Origin of the sequence: Wolbachia endosymbiont of Spodoptera picta, assembly GCF_018141665.1 — a bacterium.
Lineage (GTDB): Bacteria > Pseudomonadota > Alphaproteobacteria > Rickettsiales > Anaplasmataceae > Wolbachia.
In genome coordinates, this window is sequence record NZ_CP067976.1 from 690,867 (window position 1) to 716,306 (window position 25,440).

Here is a 25,440-nt window from a genome sequence, read left to right on the forward strand (position 1 = left end):
ATCATGTGTATTATGTAATGATAAATATATTATGAAAGTATAGGGATTATGGCATTTCAAATAGTTACAAATTTTCAGCCAGCTGGGGATCAACCACAAGCAATAGATAGTTTAGTTGAAGGACTAAATAACAAAAAAAGAGATCAGGTTTTACTTGGAGTAACTGGCTCTGGAAAAACTTTTACTATGGCAAATGTTATTGCAAGAACAAACAGGCCTGCGTTAATTATGGCGCATAATAAAACTTTAGCGGCACAGCTTTACGAGGAGATGAGAGGATTTTTCCCCCACAATGCTGTTGGATACTTCATTTCTTATTATGATTATTATCAGCCTGAGGCTTATTCGCCACAAACAGACACTTATATTGAAAAAGACTCTTTAATAAATGAAAGAATTGATATGCTACGCTATTCTGCTATATGCTCTCTTTTGGAGCGTAGGGACACGATTGTAGTTGCGAGTGTTTCTTGTATATACGGTCTTGGTTCGCCTGAGAGCTATCTCAGCATGACCTTGACTTTAAGTGCTGGAGATAAGATTCATGTTAATGACTTTCTGAATAATTTAGTTAATCTCCAATATAAACGTTCTGATGTCAGATTTGAGCGAGGATATTTCAGAGTGCGCGGCGATATTATTGATATATTTCCTGCCTATTATGAAAATAAAGCTTGGCGTTTATCATTGTTTGGTGATGAAATAGAGGAAATTTCTGAGATTGATGCCATGAACGGCAATATTATCAGACGCATAGATACAGTCACCATTTTTCCAAATAGCTATTACACTACATCACGTGAGACTCTTTTGCAAGCAGTTCAATTGATTAAAAAAGAACTACATGAACGCCTGGATTATTACTATTCACAGAACAAAATTGTTGAAGCAAAACGCCTTGAGCAGCGTACTAATTTTGATATTGAAATGATGATGGCAACGGGAGTGTGTAAAGGTATTGAAAATTATTCGCGTTATCTTTACGGAATGAAAGCTGGAGATCCACCGCCTACATTGTTTGAGTATTTACCTAAAGATGTAATTTTATTTGTTGATGAAAGCCATGTAACCGTTCCCCAGATAGGTGCAATGTATAGCGGTAATGAAGCACGTAAAAAGAAATTGATAGATTATGGTTTTAGGCTACCTTCTGCTTTTGATAACCGTCCATTAAAATTGGAAGAGTGGGAGGCAATACGGCCACAGACTATTTACGTTTCGGCTACTCCAGGAAAATATGAATTAGAAAAGACTAATCACGCATTTATAGAGCAAGTTATCCGCCCAACAGGACTGACAGATCCCATCTGCATCATAAAACCAACAGGGAGTCAGGTTGATGATGTGATTCATGAGGCACAAGTGACGATAAAAAAAGGGTTTTGTATTCTAATTACCACATTGACAAAAAAAATGGCTGAAAAACTAGCTGAGCATATGAGTGAGCTCAGTATGAAAGTAACTTACCTACATTCAGATATTGGTGCACTGGAAAGAATTGAAATTATATGCAAATTAAGATCTAAAGAAATAGATGTTCTTGTTGGCGTTAACTTGTTGCGGGAAGGTCTTGATATTCCCGAGTGTGGATTAGTTGCAATTTTAGATGCTGACAAAGAAGGGTTTTTACGATCAGAGACTTCGCTCATTCAAACGATAGGTCGTGCTGCACGAAATGTTGAGGGCAGAGTAATTTTATATGCAGACAAAATTACTAATTCTATGGATCGTGCACTGAAAGAAACTGAAAGGAGAAGAAAGAAACAGACAGAGCATAATACACTGCATAATATTGTACCAAAAACTATAATAAAGCCTATATCAAATACTTTACAGGAAAAAGTGGTAGTTGAGAATTTTAGTCAGGATGATCTAAATAGTCTGAAAAAGCAAATGTTGAAGCATGCTGAAAATTTAGAGTTTGAAGAGGCGGCAAAAATAAAAGGTATTATTGAAAGATTTAATAATAGGCCCGTTGCATAACTAGAAAAAAGATAAATAATTAATAGTTAAACTGACTTTGATTTACCAACAATTGAAAGAACATCATTCGAGTGGCAGAAAAATGAGCCAGTTCATGATAATTTCAAATTTTCACCTTTTATCTTATAGGTAATGATTGTTGAACTTATTTCTTTCTCGAGATTATGTACAAACTCTAACAAATTAAATCTCACAACAAATTTGTTGTTTCATAGCTTTTATATCATACTATAATTGCAATTGTTTTAACAATAATCAGAGCCTAAAAGAGGTTTATTATCAATGGACTATTTATAAAAAATCTTATGGAAAATAAAGCTTGGTTCATTTGGCTCATCAGTAACTTGATTGTTGTATTCAGCAATATGCAGATAATCTACACCTTTATAAGCGTGAATCTTGAAAAAGAACTTGAGCTCACAATCGCGCAAGTTGCACTAGCTAATTCAGCATATACTTGGACTTTTGCTATCTCACAATTTTTTAGTGGGGCAATGTTTAATGTTTTTTCCAGCAAAAAAATTTATTTTTTCTCATTGTCAATCATGCTCTTTGGTTTTTTTGTCCTTATCAAGAGTGACAATTTTGCCCATTTAATTTTATCTCAATTTTTGATCGCAATTGGAGCATCGTTTGGTTTTATTGGCGCTGCTCATGTAAGTAGCACATATTTTCCCCTTACTCAATTTGGACTGATGTTCTCACTAGTGCAGACAATTTCAAGTCTTTCTGCTTTGATGATTCAAATGTGCTTCTCTAGCTTGCTTGCCGAAGGTGCAGATTGGAAAAATCTTATTGTATGCGTAATATTATTTGGCGTATCGATATTTGTACTTATGTTTTTTTATCCGAAAGGACTTTCAAAAAAAAATTTGGGGGAATACACAATAAAGAGCTCTATAAAAACAGTAATATGTTCTGTACTAACAGTGCTAAAATTAAGAGATATCTGGATAACCTCAATAGTGGATGCTATTACTTTTGGAACATTTTTAGCGCTTAATATGCTGTGGGCACCAAGGTTACTAAGCAACTTAGAACTCAATACAATGGAGTTAGGTGTGGCAACTGCAATATTGTGGCTTGGTCTTGCAGTTGGTGTTCCAATTGCAGATCTAATCTCAAATCTATTTAAAAATAGAAGGCACGTAATCTCTGCTTTTGCCACATTGCAAAGTATTTCAGCTATTATTTTACTGTGCGGCAATTTAACAGTTCATATTATATACTTTTGTATGTTAATGTTTGGTTTTTTTGCAGGAGGACATATGCTTAATTTTACTGTTGGTAGTGAGGTTGTTGAGCAGAAGTATATTAGCACATCATCATCCATTATCAATGGATTTATGTTTGTTATGAGTGGAATTTTAGTGTCAATTTTAGCACTTTTTTCAGATCATCAAATGGCGCTTTTCACAATATTTGCAATGTTAACATTTGCTAGTATTTTTAATTATGCTACAAAAGAAACATACTATAAAAATAAAGTAGCTGAATCTTGAGTCGATTGTTATATTATATTAACATACTGTAATAAATTATGACAACAAAAGACACAACAGTAACTAAGGCAACAATAGCTGAATGTATAAATCAGGAAATTGGATTATCGAAAGAAGACTCTATTGCAATAATAGATGATATATTGGATGAGATAAAAACGAGCTTAGCAAAGGATGGAATAGTAAAAATATCTTCATTTGGAACATTTTTGGTTAAAAACAAGAAAGAAAGACCAGGAAATATACCAAAGACATCGGAAAGGGTAGTAATTCAAGCGAGAAAATCAATTTCTTTTAGACCTTCAAAAATGATGAAGAAATTAATAAACAACCGATGAATAAGGAAAAATTATTTTACACAATTGGAGAAGTAGCTGAAGAACTACATTTGGAGCAGCATGTTTTAAGATTCTGGGAAAGTCAATTCCATCAAATTAAACCCATAAAACGGAAGGGAAGAAGACTATATGATCATAAGTGTATAGAGGCAATAAAGAAAATAAAATATATGCTATATGACAAAGGATATACAATAAAAGGAGTACAAAAGGAATTTGGTAACGATGTAAGAATTGATCATTATTCAAGAAATTTGTTGCAAGAACTTACCGATTTAAGAGACTATTTGACTGATAAAATAAATGAAGAAAGTAATAAATAGACAAAAAACACTATAAAGTTTTGTGAAAGTTGATATATCTAGAGATAAGTGTATGTGTCGTATAGCATTGTTCTTTATATTATCAGCAATACTGATAAGCTGTGGCCTGCAAAAACCTGCACCTGTACTACTTAAAGGCGAAGAATTTTATGGAAAAAGAGACCTAGAGTACACAAGGGAGTATCATTTGATTAAAGAAAATGTTGATTCTTCGCTGCGAAAAGAAAGTAGAAAAGCCTTTGTAGATAAGGTATATAACAATAATGCACAAAGCATGTGTAAATTTGTAATACCGGTTAAAGGTGCAGTTACCTCTTCTGATAAAATATGTCAAGATGGCATAAAAATTACTGCTCAAAGTGGAACAAAGGTTATTGCTTCTGCACCTGGCAAAGTAATATACGTAGGCAAAGGCCTGAGGTGGTACGGAAATTTAATTATAGTGGAACATAAAGATAATTACATGACTATGTACTCCTATTTAAAAAACATACAAGTTGAAATTGGTGATAAAGTAAAACAAGGTCAAGTAATTGGATCTGCAGGTAAATCAAGCACACAAGATAAAGATCCGCAGATGTGTTTCACAATAAGGCATAATGGTCAAGCAGTCGATCCTTTAGTACATATAAACTGTGATTGAATTTATGAAATATGATTTTAAAAACGTTGAAAAATTCTACCAAAATAAGTGGGATTTTTCTGTAAGCAAAGATAGTAAAAAGAAGAAATGTTACGTGTTGGAAATGTTTCCATATCCATCTGGTAAGATTCATATGGGGCACCTGCGTAACTATGCAATAGGAGATGTTATAGCACGTTACAAGAGAGCTCATGGATTTGAGGTTTTGCACCCAATTGGCTGGGATGCGTTTGGATTACCAGCTGAAAATGCAGCAAGGGACAATAATATTAACCCTGCAGCGTGGACAAAAGAGAATATAGACAATATGCGTGCACAGCTAAAATCTATAGGTCTTTCCTACAATTGGAATCACGAGCTTTCCACATGTGAGCCTGATTATTACAAACACGAACAGAAATTTTTTCTGGATTTTTTAAAGCATGGTCTTGCCTATCGAAAAGAGTCGTGGGTTAATTGGGATCCAGTGGACCAAACAGTGCTTGCAAATGAGCAAGTGGTTGATGGAAAAGGATGGCGATCAGGTGCAGTTGTTGAAAAACGTAAGTTATTCCAATGGTTTTTAAAGATTACTGATTTTGCTGAAGATTTGCTTCATTGTCTGCAAAGTTTAAAAAATTGGCCAGAAAAAGTCAAAACTATGCAAGAGCGCTGGATAGGAAAATCTGAAGGGGCAACTATAGATTTTGAAATAGTTGGCCTGAATAAGAAATTGAAGATTTTTACAACTTCTCCTCATACTTTATTTGGAGCTTCTTTTCTTGCAGTAGGAGCAGAGCACCCTATTGTACAAGACCTTAAGGACAAAGAAATAAGAGACTTTATTGGTAATATGAAGGCAAAGGGGGAGAATGATGAAAAAATTGGAATTTACACTGGACTGAACGTCAGGCACCCATTTCTCGACAAGGAATTACCAATTTATATAGCGAATTTTGTGTTGATGGAGTATGGAGAAGGTGCGATTTTTGGTTGCCCTGCACATGATCAGCGTGATTTTGAATTTGCACAGAAGTATGGTTTACCGATTATTCCTGTAGTTTGTGAAGAGACCACAGAGATCTTAAAAGAACCGTACTTCGGTGATGGAGTGATGTTCAATTCTGAATTCTTAAACGGACTAATGATTAATGAGGCAAAAAAAGTAATCATAAAAAAACTTGAAGAAAAAGGAATAGGTAAGAAAACAATAAACTATCGTCTACACGATTGGGGAATTTCAAGGCAACGTTATTGGGGATGTCCTATACCTATTATACATTGTAAAGATTGTGGAATTGTTCCAGTTCCAGAAAAAGACCTCCCTGTTGTTCTACCAACGGATGTAGAATTTACAAGTGGTGGTAATCCCCTGGATAAGCACCCAACCTGGAAATTTGTTGATTGTCCAAAGTGCGGAAAGCAAGCAGAGCGTGAAACTGATACATTCGACACCTTTTTTGAGTCTTCCTGGTATTTTGCTTCATTTTGCAGTGAAAATAAATCGATTAATAAAGATACTTGTAATCGTTTTATGCCTGTTGATTATTACATAGGTGGAATAGAACATGCAATTCTACATTTGCTTTACTCAAGGTTTTTCTGCCATGCTTTAACTAAATGTGGCTATTTTGATGTTAAAGAGCCTTTCTCTACTTTAATCACTCAAGGAATGGTCTGCCATATAACTTATAAAGATGAGAATGGCAAATGGCTCTTTCCCGAAGAAGCAAAAGAGTTGATTGCGAAGGGTGCTAAGATCCAAGTTGGAAAAGTCGAAAAGATGAGTAAGTCAAAGAAAAATACAGTTGACCCAAACTTTATCATAGAAAAATACGGTGCTGATACTGCTCGTTTGTTTGTATTATCCGATATCCCCCCAGAAAAAGATATGGAATGGTCTGATGATGGCGTGGAAGGTTGTTTTCGCTACATAAATAAATTGTGGCGTATGGTAGTGCAACTTAGGCCCGTAAACATACACTATGATAATGAAAACATTGTAGGTAAACTCCTAGAGTACAGAAAAAAAATCCATAAACTATTGCAAGGGCTTACAGATGACTTGGAAAACTGCAGATTAAATTGTATGGTAGCAAAGTTTCGTGAAATGACAAATTTAATAGCTGAAATAGACGTAAAAACTGGAAAATCTCTTATTGATGAAGGTATATGCATACTAATCAGAGTAATTGAGCCATTCATGCCACATCTGGCTGAAAATTTATGGCAAAAAATAGGAGGCGAAGGCATGCTATATATGCAACCTTGGCCAAAAGCTGATGAATCACTACTAATTGATAATATGGTGACTGTAGCAGTGCAGATCAATGGAAAGTTACGTGCGACCATTGAAGTGGCAACTGATTTACCTCAAGAAAAATTGAAGAAAATAGCAACAGATTCTGTATCTAACAAAATCGATCAAAGCAAAATTCGCACTATATATGCTGTACCAAATAAGGTAGTAAACATAGTTATATAAAAATTTTGAGTAGCATGTCCCTAATTTCGTAGGTATACTTTTTTTGATATGAGGTTATATCTTTTTTAATATAAAGGATATATACTTGTGCATTATATATTTTTTTGTATGGGTAGTTATATGAAAATAAAAGGATTGTGTGTTTTAGCTGTGTTGCTCACTTCATCTCTAGCAGGTGCAGCTAGTAATAAAGCAGCTAGTAATAGTGCAAAAGAGCAGTACTACGCAGGTTTAAACTTTGGTGGTGGATGGGGTACTGGATTAAAAATAAAACCTGGCTTAGTTTTTGGTTATAATTATGATAAAAGCTCTAAGTTTGAACTTGAGATTCTCACTGACGTAAGTGATATGTTTGGAGGTAAGGATGCAGAAGGAAAGGACAAAGACAAGAAAATGGGAGCTAGTTTATTAGCAAATTACCGTTATTATCCTGACGTTGACATTGATCCTGTGAAACTATATGTCAGTGGAGGTTTAGGTGGATATCTCCAAGTAATACCTTTTGGCTCTGGTAAATCTGAAGGAAGCTCTAATGCAGCTGAAGCTCAAGATAACACACTAGATAAAGTACTAGGTGCTATTTCCTACAAACTGAAGGTTGGTGTTGATTATGAAGTTGCTCCACAGATAGTTGGTACAGCTGCTTTAACCGTAGGTGGGCAACTGAGTGGTGTAAAAGCAATGACAGTACCGGATATGATGCTGGAAGTAGGAGTACGCTATAATTTTTAATGCTGGATAACATTGAATACATGTTTAATGTTTAGGTGTAACCACAAGCGATGCTCAAAACTTGCTGCTAGCATGTTTGAACACTTATTCCAGTCTGTTTTAAGGAAGTAATGTGTATGAATTATATGAGAACGATGAAAGTGTTCGCTGTGTTGGTTGCTTTAGCAAGTACAGCTAGTAATGGTACAAGTGAGTTAGAAGATCAGTACAAAGATCGGTATGAAGACCAGTACAAAGATCAGTATGAAGATCAACACAAAGATCATTGTGAAGATCAATACGAAGATCGATATGAAGACCAGTACGAAGATCATTACTATGTAGGTTATGTAGGTTATGTAGGTTTAAACTTTGGGACTCGATGGGGTGAAAGCTTTAAATTGAACCCTAACGTTGTCTTTGGTTATCATCATAACAAAAATTCTAAGTTTGAACTTGAGGTTCTTGCTAACATAAGTGATATAACTGATAAAGCAAAAAGAAAAGTAGGAGCTAGTTTATTGGCAAATTACCTTTACTATCCTGATCTTGAAATTGATCCTATTAAATTATATGCTAGTATAGGACTGGGTGGATATATTCGAATATTGCCATCTTTTGGTCTTGGTGAGGATACAAATGCAGTAAATTCAGCTGCAACTGTAGCCGCAGCCGCAGGTCAAAATGAAACACTAGATAAAATACTGGGTGCTATTTCCTATAAAGTAAAGTTAGGTGTTGATTGTGAAATTATTCCACAGATAGTTAGCACAGTTGCTATTGCTGCAAGCGGTCAATTAAGTGGCTTTAAACCACCGATGAAAAAACCAGATGCAATCATAGAAGTAGGTATACGTTATAATTTTTAAGCTATGAACACTTTGAATCCTTATATACAGTTGTATGCTCGGTGCTATATATGTGCTATTTGCAAAGGTATTCTGTTTATGCTAACATTAAGATAAATCTTAAGCAATAAAATTAGAAGGATCAACTTCCCGCTGTAAGCAAGCAGCAACTACAGTGTTTATCATAAGAAATGCTATTGTCATCGGGCCAACTCCACCAGGCACTGGAGTAATAGCTTTGACTTTTTCTTTTACTCCCTCAAAGTCAACATCACCCACAAGCTTACTTTGATTTCCTATGTTAATGCTATTTATGCCAACATCAATCACTATTGCACCTTTTTTTATCCAATCTGGTTGAACAAAATTTGGCTTTCCAACTGCTGCAACTACTATATCCGCCTTAGAGCAATAATCAGCTAAATCCCTACTTTGTGAATGCAAGATGGTAACAGTGCAATTTTCTTGCAACAATAGGTGAAACATTGGCTTACCCACAATATTGGATCTGCCAATGATTACCGCATTTTTACCGGACAGATTATTTTCAACTGACTTAATTAAATGCAAAGAACCTTTGGGAGTACAAGGTATCAGACAATTTTTTTCACCTTTAACTAACCTGCCAACATTCTCATCATGAAAGCCATCTACATCTTTTTCAACACTTACTGTATTAATTATTCTACTTGCACTGATGTGCTTTGGTAAAGGTAACTGAACTAAAATTCCATGCACAGATGAATCTTCATTTAATGTATTAACTTTTTCAATCAATTCATCTTCTGAGATACTATCAGGCAAAACAATAGTTTCAGAACTTATGCCTATTGATTCTGCTTTTCTTTGTTTATTACGAACGTAGACCTGACTTGCTGGATTGCTACCCACAAGAATTACTTTAAGACAAGGAAAAACATTATACTCTTTCTTTAAAATATCAATTTTTTTTGATAGCTCCTCACAGAGATCATTTGCTATTTTTTTACCGTTAATAATAATTGACATTTCCTTGCCACTCCTTGAAGTCAGGTAATGCAATATCAAATAAATTCAATACTTTACCAACAGCATGATTTACAATATCATCCAAAGATTTTGGTTTAATATAAAAAGCAGGCATCGGCGGAGCAATAATTGCTCCCATCTCCGTTAGTTTTAACATATTTCGGAGATGTCCAAGATGTAGTGGAGATTCTCGCACCATAAGAACTAATTTTCTTCTTTCTTTTAGAGTTACATCTGCAGCCCTTGTTAATAGATTGGAAGTCACCCCCGATGCTATTTCAGACATTGTTTTCATAGAACATGGAGCAATAACCATACCTGAGGTTTTAAATGAGCCGCTTGCTATTTTTTCTCCTATTTTTTCTTCAGAATAGTAAAAATCTGCAAGCGATATAATATCTTCAAGTTTTTCTTTAATCTCATGAGCTATAGTTATTTTTCCAGCACTGCTGATCACTAAATGAGTTTCATGATTGGTATTTTTTAGTGCCTCTAGAATCCGTACACCGTAAATAGAACCAGATGCTCCACTTATTCCAATTACAATCCTACTATTCACCTTCGTAATTCATTCCCAATGCACGTTTGTAGGTATCAAGTAATATTTCCTGTTCCTCCCTGTCATCATCATCCATCTTTCTTAGCCTAATAATCTGTTTCATCACTTTTATATCCCAACCTTCATCTGCAGCTTTTGCATATACATCACAAATGTGATCTTGCACATCCCTCTTTTCTTGTTCAAGTTTTTCGATTCTCTCTATATAGCTCTTCAAATCTTCAGCCGTTATTTTTACTGTATCTTCCATAGAACCCAACTAATTAATTGCTACTACAGTATTATCAGTTTTTACTTGTACTTCAATCATAGTAATAATATTTTTATCTTTTTTTAAAATCTTAAAGTAAAAACCGTACATGGAAAACTCTTCATTTTCTTCAGGAATGCGCTCTATCTCGTTTACAATCATACCTGCTAGAGTTGTAGCTTCTTCATCAGGAAGATCCCAATGTAACTGTCTATTAATATCCCTAATAGTAGATTTTCCTTCTATGTGATACATATTATCGGATATCTTTTTTATAAAATTCTCTGTGATCAAATCATGTTCATCTGAAATTTCTCCAACTATTTCTTCCAGTATATCCTCAAGAGTTACGATTCCCTGTAGTGCTCCATACTCATCAATAACAAATGCAAGGTGTTTCCTGTTTTTACGGAAGTTGTGAAGTTGTACACTGAGTGGCGTACTTTCTGGTATAAACCAAGGCTTTGACATAACTTTGGCAATCTCTATTTTATTATCCTTTTCACGCAAGGCATTTATTAGATTTTTCACGTGAACCACTCCAACAATATTATCTGGTTCTTTTTGCCATAAAGGTACTCTGCTATGGCTACTGGTTAAAATCTCTCTTATTAACTCTTCTTTATTTCGATCTATATCAAGAGAAAATAAGTTTCTCCTGTGGGTCATAATTTGTGATATTTCTGTCTCAGCCAAATCAAGTATACTATTTAGCATATCTAAATCCTGTTGTAACATAGTGCCCTCACTGCGGTGAAGAGTAATCATATTACGCATTGCATCTGCTGCAGATATTACCTCCCTATTCTTATGAAGCCCACATAACTTCAGAATGATATTGACAATAAACTGAATGCCTAATGTCAATGGAGAAAGAACCTTGACAAAAAACAGCATAAAATAAGCAGAAAGTAATGTAAATTTTTCAGGATTTTGCATGGCGTAAGTTTTTGGTAAAACTTCACAAAATAGCAAAATACAAAACGTCATCATGAATGTTGAAAGAAATATGCCCTCATTCCCAAAAGAATTTATAAATATTACTGTAAATAAAGCAGAGCAAGTAATGTTAATAATTGTATTACACAGTAATATTGTTCCTATTGTTAATTCTTTTTTACCTAACAAAAGCTCTATTATCTTGGCTTTTTTGTTACCTTCTAGCTTTAGTTTATTCACTCGGGATCGGCTAATTGAGGTTAACCCTATTTCTGCTCCTGAGAACAAAAACGATAAAATCAATAAGAAAAAAATTGCTGACAATACTGAAATCAATAACCAATCCATTAAAGTATGATGTTATTGCGATATAGAAACAGAGTTGATTTTATATGTTGTAAGAAGCATTTGCAAGTCTATATATCTTTAATATAAAAAAATAAATCATGAAATATATCACACACTGCATTCACATGAATATTCTCAACAACAAGTGGAGGAGTTATTCTTATTACCCTATTATTTAAAATTTTAGTCATCATTAAGCCTTTGTCAAGAGATTGTTTAACAATTTTATCAGCCAAAGGTACTCTAAGCTCTATCCCTATCAATAAACCCTCCCCACGAACTTCTGAAACGATCTTCGGAAATTCTTCAGTCAAAGGCAACAACTTTTCTTTTAGATATTTACTGACCTTCTTAACATGGTCAAAAAAGCCTTCCTTTAGCATTACATCGAGTACTGCATTACCAACAGTCATGGCAAGTGGATTACCTCCATAAGTTGACCCATGAGTTCCTGGAGTGATTGCTTCTGCTATATAATCTTTTACTAAACATGCAGCCAGAGAAAATCCATTACCCATAGCCTTCGCACAAGTGAGCATATCAGGTTCAACTCCTATATTTTGATAGTAAAATAGAGAGCCAATCCGTCCATATCCGCATTGCACTTCATCAAAGCATAAAATTATTCCTTGAGCTTTTGTTATCTCTCTTACTTTTTTAAGATACTCTACCTCCAATGGATGTACTCCGCCTTCCTTTGTATGGGCTCTAAAAATATGGCAGCTGTTTCGCTATTGATTTTCTTTTCTAATGCTTCAATGTTATTTCTTGGAACTTTATCAAAACCAGAAAGGAGTGGAGCAAAACCTTCGCGTGATTTTTCATTTCCCCCAGCTGAAATTGCAGCAATACTGCGGCCATGAAAACCTCCTTCAATTGTAATGATGTGACTGCGCTTTTCTTGTCCATTTAAGTAGAAATAGCGGCGAATAAATTTAATTGCAGCTTCTGTTGCTTCAAGTCCACTTGAGCAGAAAAAAACTTTATCGGCAAAGGTAAGTTCTGTTAAACGCTGAGCAAGCCTTTCCTGCTGAGGAATAGTAAAAATATTAGAGCAGTGCCATAATGAATCCAGTTGCTCCTTCAGTTTATCTGTAATGTATGGATGACAATGCCCTAGAGAGGTTGTAGAAATTCCTGCAGCAAAGTCTAAATATTTTTTACCATCCTTATCGAAGAGATATACTCCTTCTCCTCTAACTATAGAAGCTTCAGATCTATTATAAGCGTTAACAACATGATCCATTTTAAATATTATCTATAGTGCATGAAAAAGCTTTCCCTTAATATTGCTTAAACTAAAAATTGAGCTAATATTATACAGTTCAACATAAAACTCAGAAATTTAATATGTAAAAAAGTAAAACTACACCAATTCACATTCAGCAAAAAAGAAAGCTATTTCTCTATGAGCGTTCTCTAGACTATCAGAACCATGCACTCTATTTTCACTAATATCATCAGCAAAATCACCCCTAATTGTACCTTTATCTGCCTGCTTTGGATCTGTAGCACCCATGATTTGTCTGTATTTACTGACTGCATTTTCACCGATTAAAACTTGAACTATCACAGACCCAGAAGTCATAAATTCCACCAAATCTCCAAAAAAAGGCCTATCCTTATGAATTTCATAAAACAGCTCTGCTTGTTTTTTTGTCAGCATCATCATTCTTTGTGCTATAATTTTTAGTCCAGATTTTTCAATGTAAGAATTTATACTGCCTGTAATATTATTTTTTACTGCATCAGGTTTTAATATTGAAAGTGTTCTCTCAATTGCCATATTATTTCCTTATATTAAGATCGTATATTTATAGATTTATTTTATTATAAACTTTGATTTGATAAAAGCAATTTTTCACTTATAGTTAAGAATAAACCATCAAGGAGGTGTTTTATGGGGTGTTGTAATAAAAAAAACAACAAACCAGTCGATCCTAATGTTAAACAATCAATTGAAACTACACTTACTGCTAAAGAATGGGTTAATCAATTCAAGTCATCAATTTTTTGTGGGACAAAAGGATTTTTAACTTTTAATTTGGCATTTTTGAGTTATTTAGAGTATAGCTTACACAATAATACAAAATTAAAAGAAGGCGCTGTTTTTGCAATAAAAAGGAATACTATTCCATTTTTCGAAATGGCTATCATAGTGCCATTTGTTTGTCTTACATTACCATCTATGATAGGTGGGATGAACCTCATGCATTGTGCGCTTATATGTGCTATATTGATGATTGCCACGTGTTTTTTTGTGAGAACTACTTGTCAATTGCGTGAGAAATTAATGGAAAAGATCACTAACCATAGTAGAAAAGAAATAGATGAGCAATTTGAGGAAGACACTATAAAATTTCCTATTTTTAATAAAAACAGACAGCATATTGAGTATAATTCTCCTAATCAAGGACAAATAATGAATGAAAGTCCTCGCTCTCTCTTTGTTAAGGTTTTACTTTTTCCGCTTATGGTTCCTTTGAAGGCCCTACAAAGCTGCATAATGATATCTTTGGCTGCTGTTGAACTTCTTGAAGCAGTGCCAAGTTTTTGTGTTGATGTGGTTTTCGATAGAGGCTTTGCATCTACACAGAGTAACATGAAGAGATCTGCTCATCTATTGTATGCCAGTGTAAGAAATTTAGTGCCTGTAACTAAACTTGATGAGTGTGTAGCTGATTTTATAGGCAAACCTGAAAAAAGGTGCTGTCAGTGAAGAAGGCAGTAATCTTATTTAACCTAGGCGGACCTGATTCACTAAGTGCGGTCCGTCCTTTCTTATTTAATCTTTTTTACGATAAAAGAATAATAAATCTACCAAATCCTTTTCGCTTCCTTTTAGCAAAGTTTATCTCCAAAAGGCGAGAAAGTACTGCACAAGAAATATACGAGCACATTGGAGGTAAATCGCCAATCTTGGAGAATACGAAAGCACAAGCTGATGCTTTAGAACTAAAATTAAATGAAAATGGAAACCATGTATATAAGATATTCATCTGCATGCGTTATTGGCATCCATTTGCTGATGAAGTTGTTAAAAGCGTAAAGCAATTCGACCCTGACGAAATCATTCTGTTACCACTATATCCGCAATATTCAACCACCACAACTCTATCATCCATCGAGAATTGGCAAAAAAATGCCAAACTGGAATGTAACACAAAAACAATTCACCATTATTATGACAATGAAGACTTTATTGAAGCTCATGTTAATCTGACGTCTAAATATTATAAATTAGCTAGCAAAATCGGTAAGCCAAGAGTCCTATTCTCGTCCCATAGCTTACCTCTTAGTATCATTAAAAAAGGCGACCCTTACGCTTCACAGATAGAAAAAACAGTAAAATTAATAGTAAAAAAATTGAATATTGAAGATCTTGACTGGGGAATATGTTATCAGAGTAAGGTTGGCCCTGTAAAATGGTTGGAGCCTAGCACTGAAAGTGAGCTATCACGCGCAAAAGACGATAATATACCTGTAGTTTTATCACCTATATCTTTTGTTTCTGAGCATTCTGAAACACTGGTTGAACTTGATATAGAGTATAAAGCAATTATCAAAGACGGATATTACTTTCGCGTACCAACTCTCAGTACTGATCTCTTATTTATCAAGTGCTTGGCCGATTTATGTTTAGATCACTCTCAAAGTACTGATTTATAGCACTTTTCTTTTTAGATTTTTATAGTATAATATTAAAAAGTTATTATTTTATTATCTACTTATGCCAAAAGGTAAGCCAAATACATTTATAGAAAGTATACATGATGCTCACAATCATGATATTAGAAAGATGTATTGTATTGCAGTAGGTTTAACAGGCATATTGTGTAAAATTTCATTGCAATTCTGTTGCGAGTTTATTGATAACAACAGATCCAATATTTGTACTATATTAGATATTTCTAAGTTCATAAAACTACCAACATCAATAATATTTGCTCTTCACTTTGGTCTCAATTTAGCTGGATATAAATCTAAAAAACTTCAGAATGGTAAAGGGGGAAATGAACCTGAAAAACCAATACAGGTTGTGGGTAGCTTAGCCTTCTTGGCAAACTGTGTAATAGGAATATTGATGCAGACAAAAATCATTCATTTCTTAGCTAGAAACAACAAGGATGTAATAAGTTATATTAGCTTAACATCAGCAGTTCTATTTCTATTTTCAGAATGCATAAACTGTTATTATACATGGAAGAAGTATCTAGATAATAAGGATTCTGAAAAGTCTGCTAAATATGGCAAAGAAGTTATTTTTAGCACATTCGCTTTGTCATTGGGCTTGTTAAGCTTCATATTAAAAAGAATGGAACTTCCAACCATACCAATAGACTTGGGTGGTGGCATAATCTATAATTTCAACTTAACTGTTACGGTTAGTTTGCTACTAAGCATAGCATATCTAGTATCAAACATCGATAAGTTTGTCAATCAACCTAATAATGGTACTGATCCTTCTACTGGACTTGATGACGCTCACCATATTCAGCATAATAGCAGCATTGTAGAAATTAATTATTAGAGATGAAAAGACTTAATTTCTACTGCCAATGCTAGCACTGCTAATTTGCTAACAATATTCCAAAGTGGCAAAGTTTTATTTTCTTGGCTGATGTCATAAAATTCACAGTCAGTGGAATTCAAGCTAGAATATACATCTTTCCTGCTATTACATCGGTATAAGTAACATGTTGGAGTATCTCCTATATAGTATATTAGCGGTTCTGCAGAACTACTTTTAAATATGTCAATAGTTGGTACACCTTCTTGTATAATAACACTATTGATTGCTATTCCTTCTTTTATCTTTTTCATTTTATGACGCTTTTTTTTATTGAGATTTAATATTTCCTTTCCACTTGTTGCTGTTATAATGCCCATTCCATATGTGCCATTGCTTGCTTTGATAAAAACGTAAGGTTGTGTTTTTATTTCATATTCCTCATATTTTTTTTGCACTAGAGATAATATTTGGTCAACTTTAGTCGCTACTGCTCCTAGTGATGAATCATCATTAAAGTCAACTCCATTACAGCTTTCTGTAAGCACAGAAATAAGCCATGGGTCCATTTTAAATTCGCCACAAAATTCGGACACTAATTTTTGATAGATTTCAAAATATTGAAATTTCTGCCTACTGTGCCAGCCATATAATGGACTTGGCACTATCTCTTGTTTTACGTTTTCTAGCGTGTCTGGAATGTGGCTCGTCATATCACGGTTCAGTATAATAACATCAGGCACAAATCCTGAAGTTGTCTTCAGCAAAGAGTTTTCTTTCACAACAGTTTCATACTGTTCTATTAAATTGTACGTTTCATTATGAAAGAGGCCAATTCTAGTTTCAAAACCTGCGAGTTGCAGTACCTTTTCTATGGCAAATACATTTTCTATATACATTTTATTTCGTGTGTAATTCTCCGGTATTATAAGGGCCTTTTTATATTGTTTTGTTTCGAAGTAGCTTTTTATCAATTTTGCTGCTATCGCTTTTGATACTTCACTTAGGTTATTAAACCCTGCAGGAAATAAATTGGCGTCTACTGGAGCAATTTTGTAGCCTGAATTCCTAAGATCTATGGAGCTATAAAATGGTAATGTAAAACCATTAAATTTTGTTTTGAACCAATTATTTATATCTTTTTCCAGATTTGGATGAATTATGTTTTGCATCTACACTTTAAATGTTATAAGAAAAGTACTATATTATAAGTTATAATCTTAATATAATATAACTAATTAAAATAACAAAAAAATGATTCATCATGACAGCAGTAAAATGTATGGTACTACTATACTGTCAATTAGAAGAGACAAAAATGTAGTAGTAATAGGTGATGGGCAAGTCTCGCTAGGCCATACCGTTATAAAATCTGGAGCAAAAAAAGTTAGGCGTCTTTCTGGTGATTCCGTAATTGCCGGTTTTGCTGGAGCAACAGCTGATGCATTTACTCTCTTCGAAAGGCTAGAATCTAAACTTGATAAGCACCCAGGACAGTTAATGAGGGCATGTGTTGAACTTGCAAAAGACTGGAGAATGGATAAATATCTAAGAAAATTAGAAGCTATGATGATCGTGGCAGACAAGTCTATTTCATTGGTCATTACAGGAACGGGTGATGTTCTTGAACCTGAAGATGGCATTGCAGCCATTGGCTCTGGAGGAAATTTTGCTTTATCTGCAGCAAAAGCTTTGATTGACGTTGAAGGAATATCAATAGAGGAGATTGCAAAAAAGGCTATGAAGATAGCTGCCGATATATGTGTTTATACAAACCATAATCTAATTATCGAAAAAATAGAGGAGTAATATGTCAAGAACTTTGTGTGCTAATTTTTCTAGTCAATCTGTAGTAGGTCAATCTGTAGTAGGTCAATTTGATAATAATGATGACTGTAATGAGAAAAATAGCCTCTATGAAAATGAAGGTACAGGAAGTAGTAGCATTCAAAGCTCACAAGCTTTATTAGATGATCTACCACCACAGAAGATAGTTAAAGAATTAGACAGATTTATAATCGGGCAGAATGATGCAAAGCGCGCTGTTGCTATTGCACTCAGAAATCGTTGGCGTCGAAATAAAGTCCCACTTCCACTACGTGAAGAGATTATACCTAAGAATATACTCATGATAGGCCATACGGGAGTTGGTAAAACTGAAATAGCTCGCCGTTTAGCAAAGCTTGCTGGTGCACCTTTTATAAAAGTTGAAGCAACGAAATTTACTGAAATAGGATATGTTGGACGTGATGTTGACTCGATAATACGTGATTTAGTTGACGCAGCAATAGTTTTAGTTAAGGAAAAAGCACGTAAAGCCTTAACTGAAAAAGCTTTAGGTTTGGCTGAAAAGATAATAGTCAACTCCATGGTTGGTGAAGATGCAACCGAGGAAAGCAAAAAAGTTTTCAGAGAAAAACTGAGAAATAAGGAATTTGAAGATGGAGAAGTTTCTATTAACGTCAGGGAGAGCAAGGGTATGTTACCCACTTTTGATATACCTGGCATGCCAGGTGGGCAAATTGGTGTGATGAACGTAACAGAAATCGTGGGCAAGATGTTTAATGGGAGCAAAAAAACAAAAACTATTACAGTTAAAGTGAAAGAAGCACGTGAAATATTGATTAATGAAGAAAGCGAAAGGTTAATGGATGAAGACAAGATAGTCAAAGAAGCGATTGATCTTGTTAGCAATGAAGGTATAGTGTTTTTAGATGAAATAGATAAAATTGCAGCACGTACAGAAATAAAAGGTGAAGTCAATAGAGAAGGAGTGCAGCGCGATCTGTTACCATTACTTGAGGGAACAACTGTTTCAACTAAGTATGGCCCCGTAAAAACAGACTATATATTATTTATTGCATCTGGTGCTTTTCATTTATCTAAGCCATCTGATCTTTTACCAGAATTACAGGGTAGATTGCCAATTAGAGTGGAACTTAAGGCGCTTACTCAAGAGGATCTAATAAAAATATTAAAGGAACCAGAATCTAGTTTGTTAAAACAGTATATAGCGTTAATGAAAACGGAAAATGTAACACTTGAGTTTACTGATGATGGTATAGAGACTATAGCTGAAATAGCATTTACAGTTAATAGAGAAGTGGAAAATATAGGTGCAAGAAGACTTCATACTGTCATGGAGAAGCTTTTGGATGAAATAAGTTTTATCGCTTCTGAAAAAAATAATGAAAAATTTGTTATAGATAGCAAATATGTAAGAGATAAACTAGAGTCAATTTCAAAGCAGCTTGATTTATCTAAATTTATACTTTAGAGGAAGCTTACTTTAAGTAATATAGAGCATTCAAGAGGTTTTATTTTTTCTTACTTCGTAATTCTTTAAGCTATTTTGCAATAGTAGAATTCAAGCTTAAATCAATTATTGCAATATCACAATCTATGCCTTTTGTTAACACATCAGTTAAAAGATCAGGTGGAGAAAGAACTGTTCTTTTATTACCAGCTCTCATTCCCACAACTCCAAGTTCTATAGCAAGTGGTATTTTTTTGTCACCAACCTTAAACTTCACTATTTGATCTTTGATTATATACTCACCATTATGTCTCTTTATGCTATATTGAACTGATATCTCATCGCCACATTTTACTCGTTTTCCAGTTTTGTTAATTAAGTCATTAAAAATCATCAGGTTATTTACTGAATCGGGATATTTATCTTTTACTTCAATCAGTTTGATGTAATAAGAGTTAAAACTCATTTTGTTGTCATCAGCAGCAATAGTAACTACACGCTCTCCGCCTTCTTTCATACCTATTACCCCTAAACTCACTTCTTTTAAGTAATCCTGACCTATTTTCAAATTGACATCAGTCGGAAGTAGCGTTGCTAGGTTGTTGGAGACTTTGTACATTTGTAGCAGAACTTCTTGGCCACAGAAAACTTTACTGCCACTGCCTTCAGTAATTTCATAAAAGTTTATCATCTCTTCTTCTTTTTGCTGTGTTATTTCTTCTAAATATTCTGCTAACCCATGCTTTTCAATATAACGATCAAGAGCTGATTCAAGTATCGGCCTGACCAAATAACTTGCTATCATCTGTGTCAAACCACCATGTGTAGCATTTATTTCGTAAAGCTTTTCCCTTTTCTCTGGTTTATCTTTGTTTATATAAACAATCGTAATTATAAAAGCAGAAGCTAAAGCGAGAATCATTACTACAGAGATAAACATTTGTAATATAATTTTTCTAACCATCTTTTTTTACTTGATTCAATAAATCACATAAGTCATTAGTATTCCCTGAAAGCGTACTTAAATTATCTGAGGCCTGTTTAAAGAGACTATCTATATAATTTTCCATTTCATTTTTGCCAAGCACGGACATTAAATTGTTTGTTTTATCTTGCTCATAATCTTCGATATCATCCTTGGATTGAAAAATAAGCCCTAGATTTATTCCATAGTTATATAATGCTTCCCGCTCCTTGTCTGTAGCGCCTCCTATTATAGCCCCTATTTCACATGAAGCTGCAAATAGTTTTGCAGTTTTCATCAAATGAATTTCTTTTATTTTGTCAAAATCTGCACCTATATCTAAAATCTGCCCTCCCACCATTCCCTTCATTCCTATTGCTTGAGAGAGCACTTTTATGATCTCACAATTTAACAAAGATAATACCTCAAAAGCCAGGGTAAGTAATGCATCTCCGGCCAGTACTGCTGTTGCTTCACCAAATTTTTTGTGGCAGCTTGGCTGGCCTCTGCGGGTGTCACTGTTATCCATACATGGCAGATCATCGTGAATTAGAGAGTAAGCATGAATAAATTCAATTGCTGCTGCTGCTGTTATTGCTTTTTCAACCTTTATGTTGAATATCGACGAAGATGCTATAACTAAAAAAGAACGTATATGTTTTGCAGGAGCAAGAAGCACATAACGCATAGCTGATATAAGTCTATTCTCGCTATTTTCAGGTAAGAGCTTATTCACTTCTACAACAAGCAAATTTTTTGTTGTTTCGTCTAGCATTTTTAAATTTATTAACTATCGAGTGCTAAGAGATAAGAAGTTTTTAATAGTTTATATAATCATAAAAGCTATTGCAAACATCAAAATTTCTTATAACATCAGAGAATAGGTTATTTTTAGTAAGAAATGAGCGAATTAGCAAAAAGCACTAGGGAAGATATAGAAGAAAAAGTAAAGAAGATTATACTAGAGCACATCAGTAAGGATGTAGAGGGATTTGGTAGTTCTTCAAAGCTTTCAGACCATGGCACAGATAGTTTAGATGCAGTTGAAATAATTATGGCAGCTGAAGAAGAGTTTGGTATAGAGATTCCTGATGAAGATGCGCAAAAAATGGAAACTATGGAACAGATAGTTGAATATATAGTAAACAAAGCAAACAATTGATGTTGAATGAGCAGAAGAGTAGTAGTTACCGGTGTCGGCTTAATTACTCCACTAGCAGCAGATGTTAATAACACATGGTCAAAGCTGAAAGAAGGTAAATCTGGCATCAAAGCAATCAATACAGATAGGTTCGACTCTTCTGATCTTGCTTGTCAGGTTGCAGGGCAGGTGCCTGTGCAATCCGATAACATTGAGCATTATTTTAATCCACCAGATTATATTTTTGAAAAAGACCTAAAAAGAACAGATCGTTTTATTCACTACGGAATTGCAGCAGCTGTTCAGGCAGTAGAAGATTCACTAATTTTGGAAAATAAAAATATTAATAAAGAGCGAATAGGTGTAGCTATTGGTTCTGGTATAGGTGGTCTTCCATCAATTCAGGAAAATGTAATTACCATGCAGGAGAAGGGGCCTAGACGTGTTAGCCCATTTTTTGTTCCTGCAAGTCTAATAAATTTGATATCTGGTCATATTTCTATTAAATACGAATTTATAGGTCCAAATGACTCAGCGGTAACTGCATGTGCAACAGGTGCGCATGCGATTATAAACTCAGCAAGAGCTATAAAACTCGGTGAAGCTGACATTATGATTGCAGGCGGAGCAGAAAGTGCGTTATGCAGAGTTGGAATTGCAGGTTTTGCATCGATGAAGGCGCTATCAACTAAATTCAATGATAATCCTGAAGAGGCCTCAAGGCCATGGGACGAAGAACGCGATGGATTTGTCATGGGCGAAGGGGCAGGTATATTAGTTCTGGAAGAATATGAACATGCAAAAAAAAGGGAAGCAAAAATATATGCAGAACTCACTGGATATGGGTTAACAGGAGATGCGCACCACATCACAGCACCACATCCAGAAGGAAGAGGCGCACTTAAGGCAATGGAACTTGCTTTAAGGAGTGCACAAGTAAGCCCAAGTCAAATTGGGTATATCAATGCACATGGGACTTCAACAACACTTGGGGATAAAGTTGAAGTAATAGCAATGAAGCAGTTATTCGGTGACTATGCCTATAAAATACCTGTTTCCTCGACTAAATCTTCTATAGGACATTTACTTGGTGCCGCAGGAAGTGTTGAAGCAATATTTAGTATCCTTGCATTAAACAATGGAATTGTTCCACCAACTTTAAACCTACACAAACCTTCAGAAGGGTGTGATTTAAATTTTGTACCACTTAAAGCTCAAGAGCATAAAATTCAATATGCGCTTTCTAATTCATTTGGTTTTGGTGGTACCAACGCGTCTCTCATCTTTGGAAAGGTGTAGTTAATTATGCTATTTTGAATCGACTACGAAAATGTTATTCGAGTACCTGAAACTAGAATCCAGTTAAATTGGTCAGCATAAAAGTAATGTTGAAATATAACATTTTGATGATGATGAAGAAATGGATCCCAGTTTCAGCTACTCGAATGACAGAAGAAGAAAAAGCAAAATTTTGCCTTTTACCGCTAACCTATTATACTTACTTGATAAGTTCTATCGCTTGATTAAATGCATAAAATATTAGTAAGAAGTAACCATAAGCCCTTGATTGGAAAAATCAAGATTAATGGTTCAAAGAATGCAGTCTTGCCAATAATGGCGTCAAGCTTGTTTAGTAATTCTTCAATAACTTTGCATAACGTACCTGATTTAATTGACGTGCATTTGATGTCTGAGCTGCTTAAGAGTCTTGGTGCAGAAGTAAATTTTATATGCAATAAAGACTATAAAGCAAATCACACTTTGGAAATTGACTGTAGCAATATCAATAACTATTTAATATCACATGAAATTGCAAGCAGACTGCGAGCATCTTTTTTAATGCTAGGTCCAATGCTCAGCAGATTTGGTAGAGTTTCAACAGTATTTCCTGGTGGATGTAATATTGGAAAACGTCCTGTTGACATTCATATTAAGGCACTTGAAGCAATGGGAGCTAAAATTGAAATTGATAGCTGTAATATAACTGCAACAACAAAGGGGAAATTGCAAGGCAAAGAAATAACATTTGAAAAAGTGAGTGTTGGTGCAACAGAAAATATAATAATGGCAGCAACACTTGCAGAGGGAGTAACAATAATAAACAATGCTGCAATCGAGCCGGAAGTTCTTGATTTAATAGAGTTTCTGAAGATTATGGGTGCCAATATTGAAGTTAATAATACAAAAATCACAATAGAAGGTGTTGAAGCATTAAATGGGTGTGAGCATAAAATAATACCAGATCGCATAGAGGCCGGTACTTATGCTTTGGCTGCTGTCATTACCGACGGCGAGCTAAAGTTGGAAGGAGTAAGTTTGTCTGATATAGAATGTATTGCAAATGAATTGAAGACTATAGGAGCCAGAGTTGAGTTACATGATGATGGTATTATTATTTCTAGAAAAAATGGCTCTATTAAATCTGCTCACGTTGCAACAAATCCATATCCCAACTTTCCCAGTGATATGCAACCACAACTAATGTCTGCAATGTGCATTGCAGATGGAATATCAATCATTGAAGAGAACATTTTTGAAAGTAGATTTGCACATGCAAATGAGCTAAGAAAATTAGGCGCTAATATCAGCATCGAAAAAAGTAAAGCTACTATAAGTGGAACAAAGAGCCTATCTGGAGCTAATCTGCATGCTAATGACTTAAGGTCAACAGCAGCTTTAATTCTCGCTTCTTTGGTAGCTAAAGGAGAAACTACAATAAATAACTCACATCATTTATGGAGAGGCTATGAAGCGATGGACGAAAAACTCAATTCGTGTGGAGCCGATATTTCCTTGAGGACATGTTATGAATAAGCGAACTACAGTAAAAGAGATAGATGAAATTCTATACGAAGAACATAAGGTGTTAGATCATGGATTTGTTCGAGTAATTGATTATATGGGCTCTGATAGCGCCATAGTTCAAGCTGCTCGCGTTTCTTATGGAAAGGGAACGAAACAGATAAATCAAGATGAGGCGCTTATAAAATATTTGATGAGAAATCATCATACAACTCCATTTGAAATGTGTGAAATTAAGTTTCACGTGAAACTTCCAATTTTTATTGCAAGACAGTGGATAAGACATAGAACTGCAAATGTGAATGAATATTCCGGAAGGTATTCGATACTTGATAATGAATTTTATATACCAGAACAGGTTGCAAAACAATCTGATAATAATAAACAAGGCAGCGGTGAAGCTTTTGACTCAAGTACTTCAAAAGAAATAATAGATTCTCTAATAAATGATTCTAATTTAGTATATTCTCATTATGAGAAATTTATTGAACAGGGCCTTGCAAGGGAAATTGCCCGAACTAATCTAACACTTAATTACTATACTCAGTTTTATTGGAAAATAGATTTACACAACCTTCTTCACTTTTTAAGACTTAGAGCTGATCAGCACGCCCAATATGAAATTAGAGTCTATGCAGAAGTTATGTTGGACATAGTGAAGAAATGGGTTCCGCTGGCCTATAATGCTTTTGTTGAATACTCGCTAAAATCAGCCTGCATTTCAAAAACTGGTCTTGAAATAATTCGCAAGCTAATAAAAGGAGAAAATGTTACGAGAGAAGAAAGTGGCATTGGTAAAAGAGAATGGAATGAGCTGATGTCTATACTTGGTAAATAGCCAAAAAGATCAA

At 34.6% G+C, this 25,440-nt stretch carries 26 protein-coding genes and 1 pseudogene; 18 read left to right on the forward strand and 9 right to left on the reverse strand.

Features of this window, described 5'->3' with window-relative positions:
* Positions 1-48 precede the first annotated feature (48 nt).
* The 8 genes from uvrB (at position 49) to JKF54_RS03035 (ending at position 8,833) form a co-directional block, all read left to right on the forward strand.
* Positions 49-1,983: an excinuclease ABC subunit UvrB gene (gene uvrB / locus JKF54_RS03000; protein ID WP_211907502.1), complete on the forward strand. Its 1,935-nt coding sequence runs from the start codon at positions 49-51 to the stop codon at positions 1,981-1,983.
* Positions 1,984-2,288: 305 nt separating this feature from the next.
* On the forward strand, positions 2,289-3,485 hold the full coding sequence (locus JKF54_RS03005) for an MFS transporter (protein WP_211907503.1): 1,197 nt from the start codon (positions 2,289-2,291) through the stop codon (positions 3,483-3,485).
* 38 nt (positions 3,486-3,523) lie between these two features.
* Complete coding sequence (locus tag JKF54_RS03010; RefSeq protein WP_211907504.1) at positions 3,524-3,823, forward strand: integration host factor subunit alpha; 300 nt, start codon at positions 3,524-3,526, stop codon at positions 3,821-3,823.
* Entirely contained in the window at positions 3,820-4,146 is a 327-nt protein-coding gene (locus tag JKF54_RS03015) for a MerR family transcriptional regulator (RefSeq protein ID WP_010402982.1), read from the forward strand. Before JKF54_RS03010 ends, JKF54_RS03015 begins: the two co-directional genes overlap by 4 nt.
* 52 nt (positions 4,147-4,198) lie before the next feature.
* Positions 4,199-4,789: a murein hydrolase activator EnvC family protein gene (locus JKF54_RS03020; protein ID WP_007302156.1), complete on the forward strand. Its 591-nt coding sequence runs from the start codon at positions 4,199-4,201 to the stop codon at positions 4,787-4,789.
* A gap of 4 nt (positions 4,790-4,793) precedes the next feature.
* Positions 4,794-7,253, forward strand: a complete 2,460-nt coding sequence (gene leuS / locus JKF54_RS03025; protein ID WP_211907505.1) for a leucine--tRNA ligase — start codon at positions 4,794-4,796, stop codon at positions 7,251-7,253.
* A gap of 120 nt (positions 7,254-7,373) precedes the next feature.
* A complete protein-coding gene (locus JKF54_RS03030; protein WP_211907506.1) occupies positions 7,374-7,985 on the forward strand; it encodes an outer membrane beta-barrel protein in 612 nt (203 codons plus the stop codon).
* A 110-nt stretch (positions 7,986-8,095) separates the two neighbouring features.
* Positions 8,096-8,833: a cell envelope biogenesis protein OmpA gene (locus JKF54_RS03035; protein WP_211907507.1), complete on the forward strand. Its 738-nt coding sequence runs from the start codon at positions 8,096-8,098 to the stop codon at positions 8,831-8,833.
* Between the two features lie 99 nt (positions 8,834-8,932).
* On the opposite strand, the gene folD is transcribed toward JKF54_RS03035, so the two are convergent.
* From folD to ndk, 6 genes and pseudogenes are all read right to left on the reverse strand, one after another.
* On the reverse strand, positions 8,933-9,820 hold the full coding sequence (gene folD / locus JKF54_RS03040) for a bifunctional methylenetetrahydrofolate dehydrogenase/methenyltetrahydrofolate cyclohydrolase FolD (RefSeq protein WP_211907508.1): 888 nt from the start codon (positions 9,818-9,820) through the stop codon (positions 8,933-8,935).
* Positions 9,804-10,379, reverse strand: coding sequence for a UbiX family flavin prenyltransferase (locus JKF54_RS03045; protein ID WP_010406412.1), 576 nt, complete (start codon positions 10,377-10,379; stop codon positions 9,804-9,806). Before JKF54_RS03045 ends, folD begins: the two co-directional genes overlap by 17 nt.
* Positions 10,372-10,629 (reverse strand): DUF2312 domain-containing protein, encoded by a 258-nt coding sequence (locus tag JKF54_RS03050; RefSeq protein ID WP_211907509.1) that lies wholly within the window; start codon positions 10,627-10,629, stop codon positions 10,372-10,374. The genes JKF54_RS03045 and JKF54_RS03050 overlap by 8 nt, the downstream gene beginning before the upstream one ends.
* 9 nt (positions 10,630-10,638) lie before the next feature.
* Positions 10,639-11,916 (reverse strand): HlyC/CorC family transporter, encoded by a 1,278-nt coding sequence (locus tag JKF54_RS03055; RefSeq protein WP_211907510.1) that lies wholly within the window; start codon positions 11,914-11,916, stop codon positions 10,639-10,641.
* A 68-nt stretch (positions 11,917-11,984) separates the two neighbouring features.
* A pseudogene (locus tag JKF54_RS06765) lies at positions 11,985-13,162 on the reverse strand (acetylornithine transaminase).
* Between the two features lie 120 nt (positions 13,163-13,282).
* On the reverse strand, positions 13,283-13,702 hold the full coding sequence (gene ndk, locus JKF54_RS03065) for a nucleoside-diphosphate kinase (protein ID WP_211907511.1): 420 nt from the start codon (positions 13,700-13,702) through the stop codon (positions 13,283-13,285).
* A gap of 114 nt (positions 13,703-13,816) precedes the next feature.
* Between ndk and JKF54_RS03070 the strand changes: the two genes are divergently transcribed.
* The 3 genes from JKF54_RS03070 (at position 13,817) to JKF54_RS03080 (ending at position 16,447) form a co-directional block, all read left to right on the forward strand.
* Entirely contained in the window at positions 13,817-14,635 is an 819-nt protein-coding gene (locus tag JKF54_RS03070; RefSeq protein WP_246433087.1) for a hypothetical protein, read from the forward strand.
* Positions 14,632-15,585 carry a ferrochelatase gene (gene hemH / locus JKF54_RS03075; protein ID WP_211907512.1) on the forward strand — a complete coding sequence of 318 codons (954 nt, stop codon included), beginning with the start codon at positions 14,632-14,634 and terminating at the stop codon, positions 15,583-15,585. The genes JKF54_RS03070 and hemH overlap by 4 nt, the downstream gene beginning before the upstream one ends.
* Before the next feature lie 61 nt (positions 15,586-15,646).
* Positions 15,647-16,447 (forward strand): hypothetical protein, encoded by an 801-nt coding sequence (locus JKF54_RS03080; protein ID WP_211907513.1) that lies wholly within the window; start codon positions 15,647-15,649, stop codon positions 16,445-16,447.
* On the opposite strand, the gene gshA is transcribed toward JKF54_RS03080, so the two are convergent.
* Complete coding sequence (gshA, locus tag JKF54_RS03085) at positions 16,444-17,598, reverse strand: glutamate--cysteine ligase (RefSeq protein ID WP_019236751.1); 1,155 nt, start codon at positions 17,596-17,598, stop codon at positions 16,444-16,446. The genes JKF54_RS03080 and gshA overlap by 4 nt on opposite strands.
* An 82-nt stretch (positions 17,599-17,680) precedes the next feature.
* Here gshA and hslV point away from each other — a divergent pair, with 82 nt between their 5' ends.
* Both hslV and hslU read left to right on the forward strand, forming a co-directional pair.
* A complete protein-coding gene (gene hslV / locus JKF54_RS03090) occupies positions 17,681-18,235 on the forward strand; it encodes an ATP-dependent protease subunit HslV (protein ID WP_010406442.1) in 555 nt (184 codons plus the stop codon).
* A gap of 1 nt (position 18,236) precedes the next feature.
* Positions 18,237-19,703: an ATP-dependent protease ATPase subunit HslU gene (gene hslU, locus JKF54_RS03095; protein WP_211907514.1), complete on the forward strand. Its 1,467-nt coding sequence runs from the start codon at positions 18,237-18,239 to the stop codon at positions 19,701-19,703.
* A 70-nt stretch (positions 19,704-19,773) separates the two neighbouring features.
* Here the strand turns inward: hslU and JKF54_RS03100 are convergent, their stop codons facing one another.
* On the reverse strand, positions 19,774-20,646 hold the full coding sequence (locus JKF54_RS03100) for an FKBP-type peptidyl-prolyl cis-trans isomerase (RefSeq protein ID WP_211907515.1): 873 nt from the start codon (positions 20,644-20,646) through the stop codon (positions 19,774-19,776).
* On the reverse strand, positions 20,639-21,421 hold the full coding sequence (locus JKF54_RS03105; RefSeq protein ID WP_211907516.1) for a polyprenyl synthetase family protein: 783 nt from the start codon (positions 21,419-21,421) through the stop codon (positions 20,639-20,641). Before JKF54_RS03105 ends, JKF54_RS03100 begins: the two co-directional genes overlap by 8 nt.
* Positions 21,422-21,547: 126 nt before the next feature.
* On the opposite strand from JKF54_RS03105, the gene acpP reads away from it, so the two are divergent.
* From acpP to thyX, 5 genes are all read left to right on the forward strand, one after another.
* Positions 21,548-21,808 carry an acyl carrier protein gene (acpP, locus tag JKF54_RS03110; protein WP_211907517.1) on the forward strand — a complete coding sequence of 87 codons (261 nt, stop codon included), beginning with the start codon at positions 21,548-21,550 and terminating at the stop codon, positions 21,806-21,808.
* Between the two features lie 6 nt (positions 21,809-21,814).
* Entirely contained in the window at positions 21,815-23,086 is a 1,272-nt protein-coding gene (gene fabF / locus JKF54_RS03115; RefSeq protein ID WP_211907518.1) for a beta-ketoacyl-ACP synthase II, read from the forward strand.
* An 86-nt stretch (positions 23,087-23,172) separates the two neighbouring features.
* Positions 23,173-23,310, forward strand: coding sequence for a hypothetical protein (locus JKF54_RS03120; RefSeq protein ID WP_158307661.1), 138 nt, complete (start codon positions 23,173-23,175; stop codon positions 23,308-23,310).
* Positions 23,311-23,314: 4 nt separating this feature from the next.
* A complete protein-coding gene (gene murA / locus JKF54_RS03125) occupies positions 23,315-24,601 on the forward strand; it encodes a UDP-N-acetylglucosamine 1-carboxyvinyltransferase (protein WP_211907519.1) in 1,287 nt (428 codons plus the stop codon).
* Positions 24,594-25,427 carry an FAD-dependent thymidylate synthase gene (thyX, locus tag JKF54_RS03130; protein WP_211907520.1) on the forward strand — a complete coding sequence of 278 codons (834 nt, stop codon included), beginning with the start codon at positions 24,594-24,596 and terminating at the stop codon, positions 25,425-25,427. Before murA ends, thyX begins: the two co-directional genes overlap by 8 nt.
* Positions 25,428-25,440 lie beyond the last annotated feature (13 nt).